24 protein-coding genes are annotated in these 21289 nt (G+C 46.9%); 22 read left to right on the plus strand and 2 right to left on the minus strand.

Going from position 1 to position 21289, the window contains the following annotated elements; genetic code table 11:
• Positions 1–75: 75 nt before the first annotated feature.
• From DTQ70_RS04175 to DTQ70_RS04235, 14 genes are all read left to right on the plus strand, one after another.
• On the plus strand, positions 76–345 hold the full coding sequence (locus tag DTQ70_RS04175) for a hypothetical protein (RefSeq protein ID WP_122929649.1): 270 nt from the start codon (positions 76–78) through the stop codon (positions 343–345).
• 122 nt (positions 346–467) lie between these two features.
• Positions 468–1748, plus strand: coding sequence for a S49 family peptidase (locus tag DTQ70_RS04180; RefSeq protein WP_122929650.1), 1281 nt, complete (start codon positions 468–470; stop codon positions 1746–1748).
• A gap of 46 nt (positions 1749–1794) precedes the next feature.
• Positions 1795–2874 (plus strand): hypothetical protein, encoded by a 1080-nt coding sequence (locus DTQ70_RS04185; RefSeq protein ID WP_122929651.1) that lies wholly within the window; start codon positions 1795–1797, stop codon positions 2872–2874.
• Positions 2875–2930: 56 nt separating this feature from the next.
• Positions 2931–3245, plus strand: coding sequence for a hypothetical protein (locus tag DTQ70_RS04190; RefSeq protein WP_122929652.1), 315 nt, complete (start codon positions 2931–2933; stop codon positions 3243–3245).
• A 3-nt stretch (positions 3246–3248) separates the two neighbouring features.
• Positions 3249–3788 (plus strand): hypothetical protein, encoded by a 540-nt coding sequence (locus DTQ70_RS04195; protein WP_122929653.1) that lies wholly within the window; start codon positions 3249–3251, stop codon positions 3786–3788.
• Between the two features lie 2 nt (positions 3789–3790).
• Positions 3791–3946: a hypothetical protein gene (locus tag DTQ70_RS30585; RefSeq protein ID WP_164489860.1), complete on the plus strand. Its 156-nt coding sequence runs from the start codon at positions 3791–3793 to the stop codon at positions 3944–3946.
• 60 nt (positions 3947–4006) lie between these two features.
• Entirely contained in the window at positions 4007–4609 is a 603-nt protein-coding gene (locus tag DTQ70_RS04200; protein ID WP_122929654.1) for a hypothetical protein, read from the plus strand.
• Positions 4590–5168 (plus strand): hypothetical protein, encoded by a 579-nt coding sequence (locus DTQ70_RS04205; protein ID WP_122929655.1) that lies wholly within the window; start codon positions 4590–4592, stop codon positions 5166–5168. The genes DTQ70_RS04200 and DTQ70_RS04205 overlap by 20 nt, the downstream gene beginning before the upstream one ends.
• Positions 5168–5443 (plus strand): hypothetical protein, encoded by a 276-nt coding sequence (locus tag DTQ70_RS04210; protein WP_122929656.1) that lies wholly within the window; start codon positions 5168–5170, stop codon positions 5441–5443. The genes DTQ70_RS04205 and DTQ70_RS04210 overlap by 1 nt, the downstream gene beginning before the upstream one ends.
• Entirely contained in the window at positions 5443–6063 is a 621-nt protein-coding gene (locus tag DTQ70_RS04215) for a hypothetical protein (protein WP_122929657.1), read from the plus strand. The genes DTQ70_RS04210 and DTQ70_RS04215 overlap by 1 nt, the downstream gene beginning before the upstream one ends.
• Entirely contained in the window at positions 6044–7780 is a 1737-nt protein-coding gene (locus tag DTQ70_RS04220; RefSeq protein WP_164489861.1) for a hypothetical protein, read from the plus strand. Before DTQ70_RS04215 ends, DTQ70_RS04220 begins: the two co-directional genes overlap by 20 nt.
• A gap of 367 nt (positions 7781–8147) precedes the next feature.
• Entirely contained in the window at positions 8148–9053 is a 906-nt protein-coding gene (locus tag DTQ70_RS04225) for an ArdC family protein (RefSeq protein WP_122929659.1), read from the plus strand.
• 4 nt (positions 9054–9057) lie between these two features.
• A complete protein-coding gene (locus DTQ70_RS04230) occupies positions 9058–9507 on the plus strand; it encodes a RadC family protein (RefSeq protein ID WP_122929660.1) in 450 nt (149 codons plus the stop codon).
• A gap of 37 nt (positions 9508–9544) precedes the next feature.
• Positions 9545–10006 carry a hypothetical protein gene (locus tag DTQ70_RS04235; protein WP_122929661.1) on the plus strand — a complete coding sequence of 154 codons (462 nt, stop codon included), beginning with the start codon at positions 9545–9547 and terminating at the stop codon, positions 10004–10006.
• A 161-nt stretch (positions 10007–10167) separates the two neighbouring features.
• Here DTQ70_RS04235 and DTQ70_RS04240 read toward each other — a convergent pair whose 3' ends face one another.
• Positions 10168–10620, minus strand: a complete 453-nt coding sequence (locus DTQ70_RS04240) for a hypothetical protein (RefSeq protein WP_122929662.1) — start codon at positions 10618–10620, stop codon at positions 10168–10170.
• 100 nt (positions 10621–10720) lie between these two features.
• The gene (locus DTQ70_RS04245) at positions 10721–10936 is read right to left on the minus strand and encodes a hypothetical protein (protein WP_122929663.1); all 216 of its coding nucleotides are present in this window, start codon (positions 10934–10936) and stop codon (positions 10721–10723) included.
• Between the two features lie 78 nt (positions 10937–11014).
• On the opposite strand from DTQ70_RS04245, the gene DTQ70_RS04250 reads away from it, so the two are divergent.
• The 8 genes from DTQ70_RS04250 to DTQ70_RS04285 are packed head-to-tail and all read left to right on the plus strand — an operon-like array spanning position 11015 to position 21272.
• Positions 11015–11275, plus strand: coding sequence for a hypothetical protein (locus tag DTQ70_RS04250; protein ID WP_122929664.1), 261 nt, complete (start codon positions 11015–11017; stop codon positions 11273–11275).
• Entirely contained in the window at positions 11275–12642 is a 1368-nt protein-coding gene (locus DTQ70_RS04255; RefSeq protein ID WP_122929665.1) for a hypothetical protein, read from the plus strand. Before DTQ70_RS04250 ends, DTQ70_RS04255 begins: the two co-directional genes overlap by 1 nt.
• Positions 12642–13586 (plus strand): DUF6712 family protein, encoded by a 945-nt coding sequence (locus tag DTQ70_RS04260; RefSeq protein WP_122929666.1) that lies wholly within the window; start codon positions 12642–12644, stop codon positions 13584–13586. Before DTQ70_RS04255 ends, DTQ70_RS04260 begins: the two co-directional genes overlap by 1 nt.
• On the plus strand, positions 13583–14410 hold the full coding sequence (locus DTQ70_RS04265) for a hypothetical protein (RefSeq protein ID WP_122929667.1): 828 nt from the start codon (positions 13583–13585) through the stop codon (positions 14408–14410). Before DTQ70_RS04260 ends, DTQ70_RS04265 begins: the two co-directional genes overlap by 4 nt.
• A complete protein-coding gene (locus tag DTQ70_RS04270; RefSeq protein ID WP_122929668.1) occupies positions 14407–14934 on the plus strand; it encodes a hypothetical protein in 528 nt (175 codons plus the stop codon). Before DTQ70_RS04265 ends, DTQ70_RS04270 begins: the two co-directional genes overlap by 4 nt.
• Positions 14935–14987: 53 nt before the next feature.
• Positions 14988–16508 carry a hypothetical protein gene (locus DTQ70_RS04275; protein WP_122929669.1) on the plus strand — a complete coding sequence of 507 codons (1521 nt, stop codon included), beginning with the start codon at positions 14988–14990 and terminating at the stop codon, positions 16506–16508.
• Positions 16505–17524, plus strand: coding sequence for a hypothetical protein (locus tag DTQ70_RS04280; protein WP_122929670.1), 1020 nt, complete (start codon positions 16505–16507; stop codon positions 17522–17524). Before DTQ70_RS04275 ends, DTQ70_RS04280 begins: the two co-directional genes overlap by 4 nt.
• Positions 17490–21272, plus strand: a complete 3783-nt coding sequence (locus DTQ70_RS04285) for a hypothetical protein (protein ID WP_164489862.1) — start codon at positions 17490–17492, stop codon at positions 21270–21272. Before DTQ70_RS04280 ends, DTQ70_RS04285 begins: the two co-directional genes overlap by 35 nt.
• The last annotated feature ends 17 nt before the right edge of the window (positions 21273–21289 follow it).

The raw sequence follows: 21289 nt of genomic DNA on the forward strand, positions 1-21289 counted from the left end.
CATTTTTTTTGGTGGCATGAAGTCCTATTCTTGTGCTCACAATTAGTTTACTGTTTATCACCAAAATTATTATTAATGAAAGCATTCGCTGTGATTTTGCTGGTGTTGACACCTTTGGTGTTCACATTGGCAGCGGCACATACCTACGATGCTACAGTAGTCCAAGAAACCAAGTCCGATTGTGTGATTCCTACTTTCGAATTTGAGTACAAGGGCGTGACCTATTGCCCATTGGACGTTTGTCCTTTGGCCCCTGATACGGTCGGTACTTTAGCTACGCACGATGGGTTTGTGACGGTCGAAGAAAAACCGCCTATTTTGGGAGTAGGTAAGGAATTAGCATAAACTTTTACGTTTCATGGGACGCATGAACACAATAGGCAGGTCATTGACCTGCCTATTTGCGTTTAGGGTGTGGCACACTTATTTTCATTTTTTTGGTGAGCGGTGCAATGTAATGTTGCACCATGCAAACCAGTAAAGCCTTTTCTAATATCATTCCTGAGCTGCTTGGCAGTGGTTGGTTGGTGCCTCAAACACTTGAAACCAACGTTGCTGAGTATATACAGCAGCTCAAAGAACCCGAACCCAAGACTTTCGAGAAAATCGAAAAGCTTTGGGCAGATTATGAGGATGATGATGAAACCGAAGAAGTAACCCAAACACTTCTCGAAGGTGAATCAATCTGGTTGATTGACCTAGATTCAGTCATGTGGCGTAGCGGTTATTCACGCGGATACGGAGCTGCTTACTACGCAGACACGCTCGACCAGGCGTATGCCGACCCAACTTGCAAGGGGGTATTGATTCGTTGTGGGGCCTGCTACGGAGGCGAACGCCGAGCTTCCTACATGGTGGCTGATGCAATCAAACGCCGCAACAAACCCGTAGGCGCCTACCTTGATTATGGTACTGCATACAGTGGGCATTACCTGGCTATTTGTGAGACAGACTTTATTCTTTGTTCCAACGAAACCGACTCAGTGGGGGGCATTGGTGCCTATATCCGTTTTGAAAATTGGGACGGAGCATACAAGGCAATGGGTGCCACGGTTGAAGAAATCTACGCCGATGCCAGCCCCGACAAAAACAAATCCACCAGAGAGGCCAAAAAAGGCAATTATAAACTTCTGAAGGAAGAAGCGCAGACCATCGCGCTTGAGTTTCGTCAACGCGTTATCGACGCACGTGGCGAGAAACTTACCAATGACATTGTGCTCCTTGGGGGCGCATTTGAAGCAAAACAGGCCCTTGAATATGGCCTAATCGACGGCATTGGCCGTTTGGATACGGCTTTCAGCCGCGTTCTCAATCTTTCTGCCAATTATACCAAACCCCAAAATACTATGTTCGGATTTTTGAAACTGCCGAAGCTGCAAGCCTTGTGCAACGTAGCGGCGGCTGATATTACTGAAGCTCAGCTCAATGAAGCAGTAAGCGAGCTGCAAGGAGCAAACTTGGGTGGCCTAGTTGATCTGCTCCAATCGTTTGGACAGCAACAAACTGCCACCACCAACGTAAAGGACAGCGCAGAATACAAAGCGTTGCAGTCACAGCTCACTGCAGAGCAGCTCAAAACTGGCCAGCTTCAGGAAAAATTGAGCGGCTACGAAAAGCCTGGTGATGAGCCAACCAAACCCTTCAAAAAAGAGGAAAAAATCGAAAACTCGGGGGGAGATCCTGAGGCTCATTTGAGCGAAGCCGACATTGAAATGCGCAAAATCTGGGCTAGTCTTAAAGGCAAGTAACAGATTGAAAATTAACAGCCAAAAAACTTAAACCCACCTTTTTAAAATGTTAACTAACGTTCAGGCGATTCAGAATTATCAGGGGCAATATACCCCTAAAATCCTGAAGACGCTGTACAACTCAATTTCGATAACGAGTACACCTGGTATTCGCACAGTATCGAACCTAACGGTCGATAAAATGCTGTGGGGCTATACCGCCCTCAATGGGTTGCAACCCAACAACCCCAACATCGAAGACACTGACTTGAAAGATGGTAGCCTTATCTTACGTAGCATTTCGCCGCGTAAGGCAATGAAAATCTTGAAAGTCAACTCGGAAGAGTTTGCGGATACTTTTCTCTACGAAGGCCAAAAGGATTTGACGCGTGATCATCCGCCGTTGTTTGCGGAAGAATATTGGCGCAACCAAATGCAGAAAGTTGGCGAAGAAGTCGAAGTAAACGCCTTTTACATGAAGGACAAATCTGTGGCTACTACTTTCAACGCAGGTGCCAGCTATTCCGTTGGTGATGTAGTGGTATTTGGTCCTTTAGAACAGTACTACAAGTGTACTGCTGCAACAACGGCGGCACAATCTCCCACCACGCACCCAGCCAAATGGCAATGGGCCTCTAACCAATACATCTGCGATGGATGGGGAACTGTGTTGAAGAAAGAAATTGGCCTAAGTACCATTACACCAGTGGTGACCGGTGCAATCACCAACGCCAACGCCCTGGATAAAATTGATGGCGTAATGTGGGCGGCAGTGCCTGAGTTATGGCGTCAAAAAGGTGTTAAATTCTACATGTCGAACGACGTGTACGAAAAACGCCAAAAGCACCTACGCGCTAAGAAAGATGCAGGCGCCTTCTACACCGAGGGTGACTTAGCCACGTCGAAAGAATACATCATCGACTCTGGTCGCCGCGGTCAGATTGTACCTGTGAACTGGTTAGGAACGTCGCAACGCGTAATAGTTACTTTGGACAACAACATGGTGATGGGTACCAACTCATTAGACAGCATGGGCGTTTGGGGTAATCGTGTTGACACATTGCACGGATTCAAGACCATCATGAAGTTCACGTTGGCGTTTGAATTTGACGATTTGCGCTATTTGCTTGTAAACGATCAAGAATAAGAAAACCCACCTAAAAGGGGTGGCGGCTACGTGCCAAAGCCCCTACTACTATACACATGGAAGGACAGAACACAGCGGCCACGGCAACTGACGAAAAAGACAAGAAGATTGTCGAACTCTCTCAGGAGCTTGAAGCCAAAGACAAAATTATTGCCAGCTTAGAGGCTGAAATCACTCAATTGAAGAGTGAAAAAGGAGCTGCACCCAAAGCGCCAACGGTGAAAGTAGCGAAAAAGACCTATATGGTGTCGATTCCTCGCTTCAACTTTAAAGGAAAAGTTTATACTTCAGCTGATGTCGTTAACGACCAAAAGTTGGCGGATGAACTTGTGAAAGAAGATTCGGGGGTGTTAGTCGAAGTAACGAATTAAGCCATGGCACAGTATAAAAACCTAATTCCAAATTGGGGTGATGAGAGCTCTAACATGGGTGGGATTGCCCAAATTGGCTATTTTATGCCAGTTGGTGAAATCCAAACTTGGTCGGCACCAGTAGCTAACGCCACTGGGGAGAACAAGTTTGTTCATAGTCAGGCTTTTGTTCCGAAAACGGGCGGCGGATTTTCGAAATTCTACACCACTCCAGAAGTGGGGGAACTCGATTTGGCCGCTTTGGGTGGCCGTGACGCGGGGGGATGGGATGGCTCAGTGAAAATCTTCGTGCCAGGCAACACGAAAGAGCTTAACTATTTGGCGAACGTGTGTCGCTCGGATGCGTTTGTGGCGCTGATTCCTGATAATGATGGAACTCTTAATCAGTTGGGCGATCCTGGTCATTACGTGGCCATCAAGCTCGACTACAAAACTGGCCCCATCACGACGGAGCACGGGCGCGGGTACAATGGTGAGCTGATGGTGAAGCAGCCTTTTAAATTGTTGTACACTGGGGCAATCCCCCTAAAACCAGCTGAGTAATAATGGCTACTGAACAAGAAAAGCTTAAAGAGGTAGAGAAAAAGGTACCTAAGCAGCTGTTTATTTTTCAAGGTGTTGAGTATGACCTTAGCAACCTGACCAAACAGCAAAAGGAGTATCTCGCAAAATTCCCTGACGAAGTGCCCTACATTAAGTAATCCTAACCCTACCTATCAAAAGCCGATTGTGTCTGACAGGTCGGCTTTTTTTACAACAGCATGAAAGCAATCGAAGAAATCGAAAGATGGTTCGAGACTGAAATCTATTACGAAGGGGTGCAGCTCTACCAAAAGTATGGTACCAACGATTATCTGAAGAAGTTCTTCAACGACGGTACCGAGCGCCATCGGCGGGCATTGCTCAGTACTGAGCTAAAGGAGCTGCTTGAGCAGCTTCAGCTGGAAGCTCAGCAGAAGGCGGAAGCTCGACCCAGTGAGCTACAGCTGCTATTACGCGAAGCTGGTAGCTTGATGGATGAGCGCACCGCATTGAAGGAAAGAGCACGTCAGCTGATTGAGCGAAAACTGGACACCCCTCAGGAGCTTGGAGAAATTGTACTGGAAATTATGCAGCGCATTACCCCACGCCTGGACGAAATATTTGGCCTTCGTGATTTCTACGAAGCCAACGGTTATTTGCCCGAGACAGCTGCCCTTGCCGTACAATCTATTAGCGACCTGTACACTCGACGCAATACGCTCCGAACCTACCTGAGTCGTACAGCGGTGAAAGGCAGCGCAAAGCGCCAATTGTGGCTCAATGAGTTGTTTGCCATCGAACAAAAACTGAAAGGACTGAAAGATGCTATTTCGAACGAGTGATATTGCTGTCAATCTTACTGAGCGCTCATCGCCAGTCACTGCCGAAACGTTTGTGGAGAGCTTTGTCAAGTGCAAAGTGAAGGATGCACTTGCTGAGTGTTTCCCTTCGCTTGAGCAAGGCAAAAGCTACGATTTCGTGAGCTTGAGTGAGTGGAGCACCCATGAGCTGGTATTTCACCTACTCAGTTTGATTGGCCCTGCAAGCTTGTACGTGGCGACGTGGAGCATGAGCGAAACGCCCGCGCGGATGTTGGTGGAAGCGTTGCAAGTAGGAGTTATACGCGAGCTGCATTGCCTGTTTGATTATCGTATTAAGGTACGTTATCCGGGTGTGCACGATTACGTACAACAGCATTTTACGAGTGTGGGCATTGGCAACTCCCACGCAAAAGTAACTGTGCTTATTAACGACAGCTGGGCAATACATATCGTAGGATCCTCAAACTATACCAACAATCCACGCATCGAGGCGGGGGTATTGTCGGCAGGCAGGGCAGTCAGTGAGCTGCACCGTGAGTGGATTATGGCAGAGCTGAAGGGTGAGAAACCGTTTGAATAATGAAACTATCACAAGAAATATTGGAGCAGGTACAAGACCTTGCAGGCAGATACATGACGCCCCGGGCCATTGCCATCATCATCGGCGTGGATGAAGACGATTTTCGGGATGAATTGGAGGACGAAGATTCTCAGGTATATAAGCATTTCTACAGGGGCTTGTACATGACCGAAGCTGAGCTTCAGGGCGCAATCATCAGGCTTGCTAAGCAAGGGTCAAGCCCTGCACAGGCGCTCGCGCTCAAGCTACAGCAGGACGCCAAAACATCAATGTAATGAACTTATCGAAATTACAACAGTCTGAGGAGTTTCTTGCCCTGCGCAGAGCTGCGCAGGACGAGAACTATCCTATACCTTCTCACCTAGAATTAACTGCCTTGGTGGTGAGTGCAGCGCTTGAAATTTTGAGCGACCGTAAATGTCGCTATTGGGAAGACCATAAGATTATCAAGAGAATAGCTGATTCAAGCTATGGGGAACAAATGTCAACCACCAAAATTCGACATTGCGTTCAAATAGCGAAAATGCTTACTGTCTATCTCAATCCCCTTAATGTCGAGCTGGAGAAAATCAGGCTCATTCACAGCATTAAGGACAATGCTCAAAAGGCAGCCACCGCCAACACAGTAAAGGACAGGGACGTGATGGCGCGTGAACACAGCAATCTCATCAAGATTATTGGGGTGGATAAGCCAACCGATTCGGGTGGTGGTTCGACGCTTGTTATTAATATTTTCAACTTCGACCCAACGCTCATCGGCGCTCAAAAACGCCCTAACCTGTTGGCCGACATTGCCCTTGAGCTAAAGAAAATAGATGCTGAGCAACAAGAGCAAATTGAGGATTTCGAGGTATTGAAAAAAGAATTGGAGGACGATGAGTATGGTGTCGAATGATGATATAATAGAGCTTATTAAGTGGAATCCCACGTCGGCCGCTGTACTTGGGCAGGTTGCCAATGAGGTGTTATTGCCAGAAGAACAGAAGTTTTTTGTAAAGCATAGGACGCTCTCACAGTTTAAAGCCATGCTTGTCGATGCCAACGAAATGACGCTCGTGATGCCACGAGGTACTGGGAAAACCGAGAAAATCCACGCGTATCGTTCGTATCGTTGCTGCACTCGAATGCCTGGCGCACGTGGCGGGTTTGTTGGGCAATCGTATTTGAAACTGTTTGAAAATATCATGCCTGGCTTAATTAAGGGCTGGAAAGATTTGGGATGGCAGCGTAATGTTGATTTTTGGGTCAAGGAGCGGCCACCGAAACACCTGGGCATTCCAGAGCCTTATGGTGAGACCCTCGATTACAGTCACGCCATCACCACCCGCTCAGGCGCGGCCATGCAGCTCATTAGCCAAGACCGCAAGGGTTCGGCGAACTCAATGACGCTCCATTGGGTACAAGGTGATGAGAAAAAGCTACTTGATAAGAATAGCATCGACACGGAGCTCCGACAGGCAAACCGTGGTGATACGCACTTATCCTATGCTCATTTGCCTGAATTTCACTCATGGCTCTGGACAACTGACATGCCCACTGACCAAGATACCATGTGGGTACTGGAGGAAGAAAAGGCGGCTCACCCGGAGCGTGTACAGCTGCTTTTAGATATTCAGCTTGATATATACGAACTGTTTCAAAAACTGCTCATTGCCCACGAATCACGACGCAAGGGCATTTTAGAAAAAATAGGAAGATTGCAAACGTACTGGGACGCCATTCGCCGCAGTACGTTTTTCTACCATGAACCCAAAGGCCATGATAACATGGAAGGGTTTGGTATCAAGCAAATCCTTGACCTCAAGCGTACCTTACCGAGTTTCGTTTTCTTTACGTCGATTCTCAATAAGCGCCCATTCCTTACCGAACACTCGTTTTATCCTGATTTACGGGATAAGCTGCATTGTTATGATGCGACTGATTACAAGTACGTCGATGACAATTTAGACAAGGTGCTCTCTGATGAAGGGTTTTTGTTCGACGATTGTAGGAAGGATGCTGACTATAACCCCCATGCTCCGCTTGCAATTGGCCTTGATTATGGGGCAGTAATCAACACCCTATCCATAGGGCAAACGTTGCATTTTGACCTCAAGGTGATTAACTCCATGTACGTCAAGCACCCTGAGCGCCTCAAGAACCTTATATTCAAGTTCATCGACTACTATCGGTTCTCGAAGTGTAAGATTGTGTACTACTTCTATGACCATACCGCCATTGCTACCAATGCAAGTAGTGATATATCTTATGCTGACGAAGTAACCGACATTTTCAAAACAAATGGTTGGAAAGTAGAACGTTGTTACATAGGGCATACACCAAGCCCTAAGAAGCGCTTTGAGGATTGGGGCGTGTCACTAAAGGGAGGCAACGACGAGATATTCAGAACCATATTTAACAGGGGCAACAATGAGTATCTATTAACTGCTATGCGTTTAGCCCAAATCAAGCAGGGGGCAAAAGGATTCGAGAAGGACAAAACAAAGGAACGTGATTTGAAGATTGACCAAAGAGAAACAACCCACTTCACTGACTCGGTAGATACACTGTTGGTAGGCTGCAATAAGTTCCTATTAAATAACAAGCGTATAGGCTTTGACGTTGCAACGTAGTAGGGGTACATCAAACGTATCTATGCTCAAAGTTTATTGTTTTTATAAGGTCTTATGTAGTAAGGGAGTGCGGGTACAATGATTTGTTTGGTTGTGTGTGCTGATTTGAAGCCCACCTTCGCGGCTGCGGGGGTGGGCTTTTCACATATCGCGGTATTCCCTGCCTATGCAATTGCACTTTTTCTCAGTGCGTTGGCGGGGCTTCCGTCTCTGACGGGGTTTTGAAAAGTGGAAGGCACTTTTCAAAAGGTTGATTTATAGGGTTTTAGCCTAAAAAAAAGTGTGTTTTTTTAGGCTAAAAACTTGGTCAATTCGCCAAAAATTCGTAATTTAATACCTGTAACATAAACACTTAGCAGTAAAATCAATGAAAAATGAAGTTGTCTTTGAGGAGATAACCCGGACGGTTATTGCCCAAATTGAACAAGGGGTTGCGCCTTGGCGCATGAACTGGGGGTTTGTTGAGCCACCCCAAAACTATTTTTCGGGTCACAAGTACCGAGGAATTAATGCCTTTCTTATCTTCCTAAAACAGTACCCAACGCCTTTTTTTGCCACGTTCAACCAAATCACCAAAAACGGGGGGAAGGTGAAAAAGGGAAGTAAAGCCCACCGCCTGTATTTTTCCAAAAGCCTTTGGTACGACTCAAACGGGAACCAGTACGAGGAAACGGATTTAGAGTATTTACCCCCGCAAACACTTGCGAGCATCCGCAGAGTGTACTACATAAAATACGACATGGTTTTTAATATGTCGGACGTGGAAGGGATAGAGTTAAAACCGTTTTCGCAGATATGGAACGAAAACGACAGCTTTTTGGAAATTGACCACTTTGTAAACGCCCTGACTGATAAGCCAAAAATTCAGGTGAAACTATCGAATAACGCCTACTACGACAAGGTAAATGACCTTGTAAATATGCCCCTCATTCAACAGTTTGACAGTTCGTCCAATTTCTACGCTACTGCTTTTCACGAATTGGTACATTCTTCGGGCCATGCAAAGAGATTGAACCGCGCCACGCTTCGCGACTTTCAAGAATTTGGAGACCCTAATTACTCCAAAGAGGAATTAATTGCAGAACTAGGAGCGTGTTTTTTCTGCAATCATTTTGGCATTGATAACGTGGACGTACAGCAAAACGCAGCAGCTTATTTACAGGGGTGGTTAAAGACCCTAAAAGCTGAGCCGCGTATGTTGTGGGAAGCCGCCGCCGATGCTCAACGCGCCTTTGATTTCTTCCTAAAACAAACAACCCCTAAGACTGCTTAAAGCCATGATAACTAACCAAATACCAAACATAGTGCGTTATGAGCTTCGTAAAAATCAAACGGAGTTCCCACAGGTAAAAATTTCAACGCCCAAAGAGAGCGCGGATTTTATTAGACGGTTCTACGGGGATGATATGTGTATTTACGAATCGTTTTTTATCCTGCTTTTGAATCAATCAAATATGACGATTGGTTACGCGAAAATTTCCCAAGGTGGTATAAATCAAACGGTAGTGGACATTCGCCTCATTGCCAAAATTGCGGTTGATTCTTTGGCGTGTTCGGTGATTTTCGCCCACAATCACCCCTCTGGAAATTTAAAACCAAGTACGCCAGATAGGGAAATGACAAGCCGCGCAAAAAATGCCCTGAAACTGCTAGACATAGTCTTAGTTGACCATATCATTTTAACCGAAACGGGTTTTTGTTCCTTTGCCGACGAAGGCATTTTATAAGCTGCAAATCAATGTTTAACCAATAAATTTTTTCACAATGTCAACACAACAGAACACCCCAAAGAAAGACGATTTGCCCAAGGGCAACACCCCCAGTACAGCGACGGCCACGCCTCCGAGCACCAAACCCGCGCCCCTTGGGAACTTGAAACCCACGCCACCCATTGAAATAACAGAGGCGGAAAAAGCCCGGCTCGAAGCCTTTAAAAAGGAGGCACAAGTTGAAGACACACTTAACGATATTGAAGAATTGACAAAGCTGTATAAGAGTTACACTAAAATAGATAACACCTTAGAACAAATTTCAGCTTTTTCGTTTGGAGCGGAAGAAGAAGAATATCACGGGGCGTCAATTGTGATTTATGATAGTAACCGTAAAAGTTTTGAAACCAAAAACCCGCGTTTGGTGCTTGCTCTCATAGAAGCCTTTAAGGTCATTTTAAAGACTCGTAAGGTTGAACTATCGGACGAGATACGTAAAGTAAGTATCTCTCGTTAGGGTCTATTTTTGATTTACTTAAAGCCCTGCTGATGCCCTCGCATTGGTGGGGCTTTTTTGGCGTGGCCTACTTTCTTTGGACGCCCAAAGAAAGTAGCAAAGAAAGGCGCAGCGCGCAAGGCAGCTCCTCTAAAAGGATTTTCTAAGACTTTTTTTATGCCCTATTCACTATGTCGGTAATCGTCCCTTTGCCTTTTATCTTCCAATCTTTGATACAATAGGTTATTTAATTTGTTAATAAGTTCTGGGAGCATTTGAAAATCAAAATTGTACTTATATCCGCTACTGTCTTTCAAAACTTGTATCAAAAAATGAATTTCATTGCCACTTAATTCAGGATGTTTGTCTTTGAGGTTGTAGTTCTCTTGGGCAAGTTTTTCAGAAAGAAATTGAGGGGTGTAAGTGACTAACCATTTTTCTGCACGGAAATCAAACGAACCTGGTTTAAATACTAATGTCTTTGGTTGGGTATTTATGACCAATATCAAATTAATATTACCATCGGCATCAAATAGCTTTTTCTCCTTTGCAAAAATGTAAAGGTCATAATAGGACTTTATGAAATGATTATTTGGGAATTCCTCAATTGGTAGGTTTGTTTTGTGAATTTGCATATTGATAAAATTAAAAAGCCTCTAAACAAATGTAAAGAGGCTTTATGATATTATGTAACATAATACACTTATATGAGTAAAATAACTCAAAATAAAGTGGCTAAGTGAATTTTGGCGTTTGCCATCTTGGGTGCGACTTCAGACGAAATCCAGCCATTTTGAGGTACTTAAATTTCGTATCCAGTAAAATTTCTTTCCCCTCGCGCAACCGTTTCACGAAAGTAAGGCGGGTTGATTCGTTACCGCCCATCTTCTTCCAGCGATATTGATTGTTGACTAACAAGTCAAACGCTTTGTCCGTGGATAGCTCTACCATAGCTCAAATTTACGCTTTTCTCGCCTTACTTTCCTTTTTTAAGGGCATTTTTTTCTGCCATTTTGCCCCCAAAAAAAGATGGTTAAGTGGGCTGATGTATTAGCGATTATGGAACAAAAAATGGCTTCAGGGAAACCCAAGCCTTTTGACGTTTCGTGGCTGTCGTACGACAAAAACCGCAAAACGCAGGGCGAAAAAAAAGAGCTACGCAATGCTGTTTTGGTGGGCATACGGCAGAGACACCGAATTGTAAATGTTTCCCCTTACGGACTTCCAAACCAAGTGATTCCTATCCACTGGGACTTAATCCTTTGGATCAACGATAAACCTGCTTCATAATGAGCAATCTGCACTACGTTCCTGGAGCTGACTACGACATAGCTATTTTAGCCGAGTCGCAAAGTACAGTTTTCATGAAAAACTCGTCGGTCAGCACCCGCCCTGGGAGCTCGCCGACGATGCCTGTCATTGATCCATACAGCGGGTACCACACCGATGAAGTAGAGATGTGGGGAGTTGACAACAACTTCCCACAAATGGTAATCAATGATTATTACAAAGACCCAGTTGTGCTCAGGGCCTTCAGCAAATTGTGTTCCAAAATCATCGGAAACGGAATCATGCCAGTAAACGTGACAGGCTATGATACCAATGGCGCAGAGCAATATACGCCCATCATGGACGATGATATTTGGGAGTTTTTCAACTCCGAATGGACGGAAAAATATACTAGGGAATTGGTCAATGATTTGGTGTGGTTTTTCAATGCTTTTTCCGAAGTGCATCTTTCCGAAAATCGTAGGCGTATCCTGTATTTTGTGCATCAGGAGGCGTCGTATTGTCGCTGGTCAAAGCAGGATAAGGAAACAGGACGGTGCGATTACGTGCACATCAATGCCAACTGGCCCAATGTGCAATCTAAGGATCCTTACAGCACCATTATCAAGGCGATTGACCCTTACGATTTTCAGAAAATTGAGAAAATACAGAGTGAGACGGATTACAAGTATATCTATCCTGTATCGCACCCGACGCCTGGAAAAACCTTCTATCAGCTCGCTTATCATGACTCAATCCGCCAAAGCGGGTGGCTGGAAGTTCACTTAGCCATTCCACAGTTCAAAAAGTATCTGATGCAAAATCAGATGACAATCAAGTACCACTGGAAGATAGACGAGCGGTACTGGGCGGTACGATATGGCGATCGATGGGACAAAGCAACCACGGAGCAACGCCGTGACATTCGCAAAGAGTGGTTGACCGAAATGGATCGAAGCTTGGCCGAATCTGCGAAGACGGGAAAATCGATTTCGACGCCTAAGTTTTGGGATGAAGTCTCACAGAAGTACCAGGAATACATAGAGCTGACAACCATTGATGATGCCAAGCTCGACAACAAGTACATTGAGGATAGTATCGAAGCAGCTTATAATATCTCATACGGTACTGGAATCGACGGTACCGAACTGGGGCTTTCTAACAAGACAGGTGGGAGCAGCCGTGGGAGCGGCTCTGATATGCGCGAAAGCTGGCTGATTGCGGCGGCTGAAATGAAACCTTATCGGGATGCTTTGAAAGAGCCATTTATGTTTGCGGCGCGATATAACGGTTGGACAAAACGCTACCCGAAATTCAAAATCCTTCACCGCGATATTATTTTGACGACCTTAAACACGGGCGCTGGTACCGAAAAAAAAATAACATAATGCTACTGAAAAGCACAGAGGAAATCCGAGAGTACATTAAGTACAACCTTAACTTCGATTTCAACCAGATAGAACCCTATTTGGTGGATGTCGAGTATGAGCTTGGGCGCAAGTGGATTGGTGAAGAAATGCTTGAGCGTCTTAATGAGGTAGTCAATAATCCTAACGAAATACAGGCCCAAACGCTGGTATTTGCTCGGCGCTATGTAGCTCGTATGGCAGCGGTTGCTTGGCTTCCTTTTGGGGAAGTGCAGTTTGGCAACGATGGTATTACGACCGTTGGAAAAGGAGAGTACCGAACAGCGGCTTATGATGCCCAAATTGCTCGCCTTACTCAGTCGCTTGAGAGTAGTGCATACAAGGCCCTTGAGCAGCTATTATCTTGGCTCGAAAAGCCTGCCACCTTAATGGCATTTACGGAATACAGCAGCTCTGAGCAGCGTGTTGAAAACCGTCGATACCTAATCAAAAACGCGGTTGAGTTCTCGAAATACTACCAGATTTTTGGCGAAGAACTCACCTTTCAGGCATTGCGTCCAACCATGGCCGCCATTGAGACCCTCAAGATAGCTTCCATGCTGGGTGATGAGCTGTATCAGGAGCTCAAAATGGGAACTGAGCTCAGTGAGCTACAAAAAAAACTGCTAGAGGCTACTAAGTGGTTCTTGGCTTACAGCACCATTGCCTCAGTACTGGAGCTGGAAATGAACGTGGAGCTAAATGCAGGGGGATTGCGCGTGAATTTTAGTACGCAATTTCAAAACACGAAGTATTATACACCTCCTTCGGATGCTCAGCGTAGCTCAGCTCAGCAGGCAGCAACTCGCCGAGCTGAGTCAATGTTAGCTGAAATGAGCTCAATTTTGCAAGAAATGAACCCTACCACCGAAACGGTAGTAGTAGGTTCTCCTATCGTCGAAGGCAAATCAATTATCTCTCTATGAACATCGAAATCATCATCGCCAAGAAAAATTTTAAGTATAAAGGCCCAAAGAGCTGGGAAGAAACCGAACCGTGGCTCTATGCCAAAATCTTTGAAGTGGGCAAGATGCTGGCAGAAAAACCACATGCGTTGTTTGCTTTGCCTCAGGCCATTTTTCAAATTCCTACGAATGTGTTGCAGTTTTTGTTTGACAAAAATGCAATGCGAACAGTAGGGGTAAAGGACGAAGAAGAACAAGAAAAGGTGATGGGGCAGGGGTACGCCCTGCTGAAAATTGCCCAAAGCTTTACCAATTCGGAAGCGCCTCACAGCTGGAAAGTGCCAAAAATAAAAGCGGCGTTTCTCGGTCATAATTATTATGGCCCTGGTGATAGCTTGGGGATGCTGACCTTTGAGGAGTTTTGGTTTGCCGAAGCGGCATACGAGCGTAACGATATGGATGGCTTGATTGCTGTTTTGTATCGTCGTGATCCCTTCCGAAAGCAGGCGTATTCGGAAGAATTGAATCAAAAAACATTGAACGATTTGAAGAGTTTGCCTGAGCTCACCAAGGAGATGATTGTTTTCAATTACCAAGGTTGCAGATTGGGCTTTTCTAAGAAGTTCAAGCACGTTTTCCCCACCAAAAAAATCGAACAAGAAAACGACGCAGCGCCAAAAAAAGCGCCCAAAAAAGGCGGTGGGTGGCTGCAAGTTGCCATCGGAATGGCTGGGGATTCGTCGGTAGAATTTGATTCGCTTCGCAAGCTCAACGTAATTGTGGCCCTGCAAATGGTGGAAAATAAACTGGTCAAAGTGAAACAGCTAAAGCGAAAAACAAAATGATTGCTGATAGCATTATCGACTTCTACATCGATTACTTTACGAAGATTGCCGAAAAGCTGTATTGTCATTCGGACAGTACGCCACGGCTTTTTTTGGCATCGAAGGACATGCCCATCAACGATTTTGTCAATCACCTGAGCCGCGTCGTGAAGGGAAAACACATGATTGTGTTCTTCCCTGACGATGAAACCGATTTTGGCCATGACAACCTGAAAGGAACGATTGAGTGCAGCGTGGCCATCGTCGATAATTTTGTGCAGGGCGATCCAAAAAGTCAACTTTTGAAGCAAAAAGAATGTCGGCAGTCGCTTCGAGCTATTCTTTCGCAAATGAAGCGAAGCAGCTCAGCCGCTTTTTCGGAAGCTCACGAGGATGGAAGCCTCTATAAGAATAAAATTTCCTTCATTTCGCGCGGAAAAGGTGCGGGTACGCCGCCCATCAGCGGGCAAGTGATAGGTTGGGAAGTAGATTTTCTGTGGGAATTTCCCGAAAATATCAACTTTGGGCGTGAGCTTTTTGTGTAGCCTAGTGCCTTATTTTCCTTTTTTGGGCGGCGAGTAAGCCTCAATTTCGGGGCATGATTACAGTAGCGGTATCCCCTCCCACACTTGGGCTTACAAAAGACCCCTTGGTCTATGCCTTCCAGTCTGACGACTACAAGGGAGCAGTGGGCGCTATTGCAATTAATAGATTATACTTCTCTGGCCCGATAGTCTCGGGCACAGTTGTACAGCTCCTTTGGAATGGGGTAGTTACTACTCTAACAGCCGCTTTGCTACCCCTTCCAAACGGTACACAATTTAAGTCGGGAGCTGGGGGCAGCAATGCCTATGCCAACCTGGTACTTCCTTATTTTCAGGGCAACGCCACTATCTCAAAAGACTTCAATGTGACAGTAGAAAATGGAGCCCTGATTTTCACAGCTAAGACCAAAGGAAAGGCGTATAACATCACTCCATTAGCTGTGCCTGGCGTGTGGGGCGTGCAGAATACCACCCAAGGTGCCGACGAAATCAACAGAGAGAATCACTGCATCAATTTGCAGTTGTTTTTAGAGCGCGTTTCTGGAATTGGCCAGGATAAGATCTACGAGGTATATCTGCCTACCGACGAAAATGGTAAGGCGGAAATCGACCTCGCGGATGTGCTTAATTCTAAGTTGCAACCACTGATTGAGCAACCCTTTTGGACGGGCTCGACGCACAAAATTTCGAGAGCGACCAGCCGAAAATACCAAGTTACGGTATCGGAAGCCTATGGGCGCCCGCTCAAAAACGGCCTTATATCAGTACTGGCAGAGCAACGCGCCATGTGGGGCGGCTCTGGGTATAATCAGCAGGATAGCGTAGGGGGAAGAATGTGGGCATCTGGTAAAATGAAAGCCTTGCGAAATGGGCCTGCCTTACGCTACATCATGAAAGATGAACCTCAGTGGCTCACCTTCGTATGCCTAGATGCGTACATTATGGACGTGCTGTATAAGATGGATGTTTTGTGGGATGACAACAGCACTGGTACCTACACGATAGCCCCACTAAATCAGGTCAATAATGGTGAGAAAATCATCTTGCCTGCGGGCTTTACGCAGCTGAACGTAAATAGCTACAGTACTGGCAAAAAGGCGAAGCAATACACGCTGTATCTCAAAGCTGGCGCAACGGAAAAGAGCTTGCGGTACACCTACGTAATTGACACTAACCTACGCGATAAGCGCAAATATTTTGCGTATATCAACTCGCTTGGCGCATGGGATACCTTGAAAGTCAACGGTATTGAGGAACGAACGGTCGAGATTAAAACTCGCAGCGCCTCGAAGCGATTGGCATACCCTCAGGTACAGGGGGATAGCGAACAATCGGACTACTATGTAAGCTATGATCAGCTGTTTTCGTGTACGACTTCGTGGTTGTCGAGAGATGAGCAAAAGAACATTAGGGATTTTTTTGTAAGCCCACTCAAATACAGATACTTCAATGGGAGCATATTCCCTGTGTCCGTTACCAGTACGAAACTCTCTGAACAAGACGACGACGAAACCATGCTCTTCTACCAGTTTGAGTACAAATTTTCATTCACCAACGACGCCTTTGTACAATGAATCAGGACTTATTAGGCATACGGTACCCACCACCTGGGTTTCAAGCTGAAGGCCCTGTTACGATTGGGTCGGAGGGTGAAAATACGAACCCTAGCGGCAATGTAACAGTAGATGCGTACCCAACCCAAGGTAGTGGTAATGCCGTAAGCTCAGGAGGGGTATTTGAGCGGCTTGCGCAAAAAGAGGATGCAATTGCTCCTGTCCAGGATAATCCTACATCCTACGTATGGGTTGGGAATAAAACGTGGCGATTGCTCGACACGATCGTTGAGCAAATTGTCAACAACCTTATAGGCTCAGGCGGGGAAACGGGTGGAGAGAATCCGCCCGAATACCTAACAGAATTAGGGTTGGAGGGGATTATTGGGCAGGGAATAACTGCTCCAATCAATCTCACACCCGCAACGGCCACGGTATATGAGGCATTCACATATACTATTAATAAGAATGTTTTTCAGGGTGGTGATGTGACCCTCGTAAGTGCTCCCGCTGGAGCTGAAGTAAGCATAGGTGCTAGTGACATAACCGTAATTTGGTCACCTACCCACAAGGGCGATCACTACATTATTTTTTGGGTTGGAAATGGAAAGTTGCTCGGAAGAGTGGCTTCGATGAAAATAACTGTATTGCCTGCCGAAACGGTGGTACCAGTCGGTGACACAGTTCTGGTTGCATCATCAATTGCGGCGGGGATGCTCGTCAATATTTATAATGATGGCGGTGTTCCGAAAATTCGGCCTGCGATTGCCACGGAAGTAGGGCGTAGAGCCATGGCCTTCGTGACCCAAAACGGAGCTGGAGGGCAAACGATTGTACCCAAGTTCATGGGCACTAATCCATATTTCACGGGCTTGGTACCAGGCACGATGTATTTCCTGTCGTGGACAACGCCTGGGCAAATTTCACCAGTTGGGCCCAACTCGGGCTCTGGATACTTGTGGCAACCTGTTGGCGTGGCCATCAGTCCCACTGAATTAGAGCTTGACATCAAAAATCACATCGTGCGTAGTGCCTAATAAGAAATACATATCAATCAACGGTGACGCTGACGGTCTGCAAGAACGTTCGCTCAAGGCCGATGTAGGCGAATTTGCCTATGTCGATCGGGGGAAAATTGCTGATACGTACGATGTTGATATACTTGTTGCGCCTTTTGACACGGCTGCGTTGAAAATTGGGTCACACCGATTCAAGGCGGCCTCGTGGGCGGGGGTAACAAATCCCCCCGCAAAATTGTCTCCGAATGGGCATTTCGCGGTACTAGTTGCAGATGGCATTACAAAGACAATTACCTATATCGCCGACACGACAGAGACAGACGGCTGCCTAGTAACCCGTGCCGCTGAACTCGTTGTAATAGATGCGGTCGTCGAAACTTGGAATTATTTTGTTTCTGTAACGGAAACAGAGAATAACGGTGCGATAGCGGTACCAAGCGGCTACGACAAAGGGCGGGCGCTAGATACAAGCCGCAAAGCAGCACCTGCGGCATACGTACAGCAGTACGCGAGTCTAAACCGAGGAACAAGGAGCGGACAGATTAACTTTAATTCGAGCCTTTCACCTGGTAATACACACGTCACTTTCGATACTACTTCGATAGCCGCGCCCCCAACAAATCAAAATACGGGAACGCTTCGTAACGACGTGGCGGGCTGTGTTGTATTTCAGTACTGGTACCCTGACAATAGCCCTTCTTTGTATTTTCGGGAGCGATCAGCTGCAAAAATATGGAGCAGCTGGGAGCAAGCAACAGAAGGCAACTTGGTTGCGGATGGTAAGGTGTATGTTGCATCTTACGCGAAGCGAGGGATTGGAATAGGGCGTCAGCTTGTGCCTGTATATTCGGCGGCGCAAGCCGATCAAAGGTTTCGTGTTATTGGTGGCTACGGGATTAACGTTGTTGATACCCCAAGCGGCGCAATCGTGTCGTGGTCGGGTAGTAGTAGTGCCATTGGTGCAGATGCGCCCCTAAATTACAACCCTAGCACAAACAGAATTTCGCTTGACAGCGCGAAAATTTCGCAGTGGGATACTGCCTATAATTATGGGCCTCACGTGGGTTTGTATGCCCCCCTTGAACGCGCTTTAACCGTTTCTGGCACAACTGGCCGCGTAACGGTGGCAGGCGGAACACAGTCGCTTGCGGCTAATCGCTCTTGGTCGGTCGATCTTTCGGCAATACATGCGGGCTTGTCGGCAGGGTCGAGTACCCAAGTGGCCGCGCCTGTGGTGGATGCTTACGGGCGGGTAACTTCGATGTCTTCGGTAGCTATTGCCTTTCCTGTAACGTCGGTGAACGGGAAGACGGGAGCTGTTGCCCTAAGCACGACGGATGTTCCTGAAGGGACAAACTTGTATTGGACTACATCTCGTGGAGACGCGCTGTATGTGCGTCTTTCTGGGGCTTATGCCAACCCAACTTTTATTACCAGCCTTGACTATAGCAAGATTACCAACGTGCCAGATTACGGCGGCATGTACGTGCCTATCGTGCGAACGTTGTCGTTTCTTGGTGCAGCGGGCCAAATAGCAATTACTGGAGGTAGCCAATCGCTCGTATCTAACAGAACGTGGACGGTTGGGCTTGAAACAGTACATACGGGATTGTCGGCGGGGTCGAGTACCCAAGTGGCCGCGCCTGTGGTGGATGCTTACGGGCGGGTAACTTCGATGTCTTCGGTAGCTATTGCCTTTCCTGTAACGTCGGTGAACGGGAAGACGGGAGCTGTTGCCCTAAGCACGACGGATGTTCCTGAAGGGACAAACTTGTATTGGACTCCATCTCGTGGAGACGCGCGGTATGTGCAGCTTTCTGGGGCTTATGCCAACCCCACTTTTATCACGAGTCTCGACTATAGCAAGATTACCAATACGCCCGATTTTGCGGGATTATATGTTCCTATTGTAAGGAATCTTACGGTAAGTGGCACAGCTGGACGCGTCGCGGTAGCGGGTGGTACGCAATCGCTTGCATCTAGCCGAACGTGGACGGTTGACCTTGCTACAGTACACACAGGGCTATCGGGCGGCTCGACTATTACCACGCCCGCCCTTACGGTGGATGCCTACGGACGGGTAACCGCGATGACGTATTCGACGATTCTTTTTCCTGTAACCTCGGTGAACGGACAGACGGGAGCTGTGGCGCTTAATACAGATAATATAGCCGAAGGCGTTACAAATCTGTACTGGACTACAGCGCGCGGGGATGCGCGGTATTCTCAGCTAGGGCATACACATACCTGGGCGCAGATAAGCGGTGTACCTGCGTTCTTGCTGCAAGCCTACACCACGATACAGGCGGATACATTACCCGTTTCTCAGCGTAGCAACCTTAATTTTTCGCCCGAATTCTCTATCTCGGACAGCTCTGCGAATAACCGCACGACGGTCGGAATTGCAGCTGTACCCTACGCAAAAGTGACGGGGGTGCCTGCCTTTCTGCTTACAGAAACAGACCCCACAGTACCTAGTTACGTGAAGGCAATTACAGAAAGCAATATTGCGGACTGGAGCAGTAAGGTTGGGGGAAGTGGTACGGTGAATTATGTTGCGAAATTCACAAGCGGGGGTGTCGTAGGTAATTCGAGTATCTACGACAATGGCAATGTTGGCATAGGCACGAATGACCCTGGAAGTTACAAGCTACGAGTGAACGGCGCTATATATGCGGACGGTGATGCGGCGGGTGTAGCTCTCTGGATGGTGTCGGGTCGTGCTATCCGCGCGACGGGCACGCTTAACATAGATGCAGGCGCCAGCTCTCCTATATACTTCAGGAGCGGCGGCGGAGCAAGCTACCTGATGGAGCTGAACGCAAATGGCAAACTGCGCTTCAACACGTATTATTCGGCGACAGCATGGACGGGTACGCCCGTGGCATTGCTCGCGACTGACAACGGCGGTAATGTACTAACACTAAGTACATTATTATACGCAGACCGAATTCACGGGCATGTGATTGGCGATACTACTGGTTTGCAAGCTGCCTTAGATGCAAAAGCTACCATCGGTCACGGGCACACTATACCAGACGTTTCGGGATTGCAAGCGGCCTTGGACGGAAAAACTCCATGGGGGCACGGGCATATAATTGGCGACGTAAGCGGCCTACAACCTGCCCTAGATAATCGTCCAACTTGGGATGCAATCTACACACGTACACAGCTGAATACCAGCGGTGGCGGCGGGCAAGTGCATTGGAATAATTTGATTGGAGTGCCAGGGCTTGCGTATGCGGGTCACGGGCACACTATACCAGACGTTTCGGGATTGCAAGCGGCCTTGGACGGAAAAACTCCATGGGGGCACGGGCATATAATTGGCGACGTAAGCGGCCTACAACCTGCCCTAGATAATCGTCCAACTTGGGGAGATATATACACTCGAAGCCAAAGCGACAGCCGATACCTGCAAAGCGAAAGCGACCCTTTTGGCTACAGCGCCCATTGGTTTTCGATAGCGGGTAGAAACCTCACTCTTGGATTACAAACTCGCAATTTGGGTCAAGGTTACGCGTCAGTAACGTTGCCAGTGTCTTATCAGTACGATATTGCAACGCAACAGCTCCTAAATGGTAGCCACCTTGTTCGCCTTAATCGTGATGATGGGTTTTATGTTGACCGAACTATAACCGAGACAGATCCCAAGGGCGTTTCTAGCACATTTGGAAGTTACGGATCTGGTAATCTTAGCATTACAATTGTGCTTAGAGACGGCACACAAATTACCTGCAATATTCCTTTTTCTGGAGGCAGTTAAAAGACAAATATTTTTCA

The sequence above is a fragment of the Runella sp. SP2 genome (assembly GCF_003711225.1).
GTDB lineage: Bacteria > Bacteroidota > Bacteroidia > Cytophagales > Spirosomataceae > Runella.

Excerpts from the sequence above, each read along its gene's own strand:
- DTQ70_RS04175 (WP_122929649.1), top strand. The coding sequence starts at position 76 with ATGAAAGCATTCGCTGTGATTTTGCTGGTGTTGACACCTTTGGTGTTC.
- DTQ70_RS04180 (WP_122929650.1), top strand. The coding sequence starts at position 468 with ATGCAAACCAGTAAAGCCTTTTCTAATATCATTCCTGAGCTGCTTGGC.
- DTQ70_RS04185 (WP_122929651.1), top strand. The coding sequence starts at position 1,795 with ATGTTAACTAACGTTCAGGCGATTCAGAATTATCAGGGGCAATATACC.
- DTQ70_RS04190 (WP_122929652.1), top strand. The coding sequence starts at position 2,931 with ATGGAAGGACAGAACACAGCGGCCACGGCAACTGACGAAAAAGACAAG.
- DTQ70_RS04195 (WP_122929653.1), top strand. The coding sequence starts at position 3,249 with ATGGCACAGTATAAAAACCTAATTCCAAATTGGGGTGATGAGAGCTCT.
- DTQ70_RS30585 (WP_164489860.1), top strand. The coding sequence starts at position 3,791 with ATGGCTACTGAACAAGAAAAGCTTAAAGAGGTAGAGAAAAAGGTACCT.
- DTQ70_RS04200 (WP_122929654.1), top strand. The coding sequence starts at position 4,007 with ATGAAAGCAATCGAAGAAATCGAAAGATGGTTCGAGACTGAAATCTAT.
- DTQ70_RS04205 (WP_122929655.1), top strand. The coding sequence starts at position 4,590 with ATGCTATTTCGAACGAGTGATATTGCTGTCAATCTTACTGAGCGCTCA.
- DTQ70_RS04210 (WP_122929656.1), top strand. The coding sequence starts at position 5,168 with ATGAAACTATCACAAGAAATATTGGAGCAGGTACAAGACCTTGCAGGC.
- DTQ70_RS04215 (WP_122929657.1), top strand. The coding sequence starts at position 5,443 with ATGAACTTATCGAAATTACAACAGTCTGAGGAGTTTCTTGCCCTGCGC.
- DTQ70_RS04220 (WP_164489861.1), top strand. The coding sequence starts at position 6,044 with ATGAGTATGGTGTCGAATGATGATATAATAGAGCTTATTAAGTGGAAT.
- DTQ70_RS04225 (WP_122929659.1), top strand. The coding sequence starts at position 8,148 with ATGAAAAATGAAGTTGTCTTTGAGGAGATAACCCGGACGGTTATTGCC.
- DTQ70_RS04230 (WP_122929660.1), top strand. The coding sequence starts at position 9,058 with ATGATAACTAACCAAATACCAAACATAGTGCGTTATGAGCTTCGTAAA.
- DTQ70_RS04235 (WP_122929661.1), top strand. The coding sequence starts at position 9,545 with ATGTCAACACAACAGAACACCCCAAAGAAAGACGATTTGCCCAAGGGC.
- DTQ70_RS04240 (WP_122929662.1), bottom strand. The coding sequence starts at position 10,620 with ATGCAAATTCACAAAACAAACCTACCAATTGAGGAATTCCCAAATAAT.
- DTQ70_RS04245 (WP_122929663.1), bottom strand. The coding sequence starts at position 10,936 with ATGGTAGAGCTATCCACGGACAAAGCGTTTGACTTGTTAGTCAACAAT.
- DTQ70_RS04250 (WP_122929664.1), top strand. The coding sequence starts at position 11,015 with ATGGTTAAGTGGGCTGATGTATTAGCGATTATGGAACAAAAAATGGCT.
- DTQ70_RS04255 (WP_122929665.1), top strand. The coding sequence starts at position 11,275 with ATGAGCAATCTGCACTACGTTCCTGGAGCTGACTACGACATAGCTATT.
- DTQ70_RS04260 (WP_122929666.1), top strand. The coding sequence starts at position 12,642 with ATGCTACTGAAAAGCACAGAGGAAATCCGAGAGTACATTAAGTACAAC.
- DTQ70_RS04265 (WP_122929667.1), top strand. The coding sequence starts at position 13,583 with ATGAACATCGAAATCATCATCGCCAAGAAAAATTTTAAGTATAAAGGC.
- DTQ70_RS04270 (WP_122929668.1), top strand. The coding sequence starts at position 14,407 with ATGATTGCTGATAGCATTATCGACTTCTACATCGATTACTTTACGAAG.
- DTQ70_RS04275 (WP_122929669.1), top strand. The coding sequence starts at position 14,988 with ATGATTACAGTAGCGGTATCCCCTCCCACACTTGGGCTTACAAAAGAC.
- DTQ70_RS04280 (WP_122929670.1), top strand. The coding sequence starts at position 16,505 with ATGAATCAGGACTTATTAGGCATACGGTACCCACCACCTGGGTTTCAA.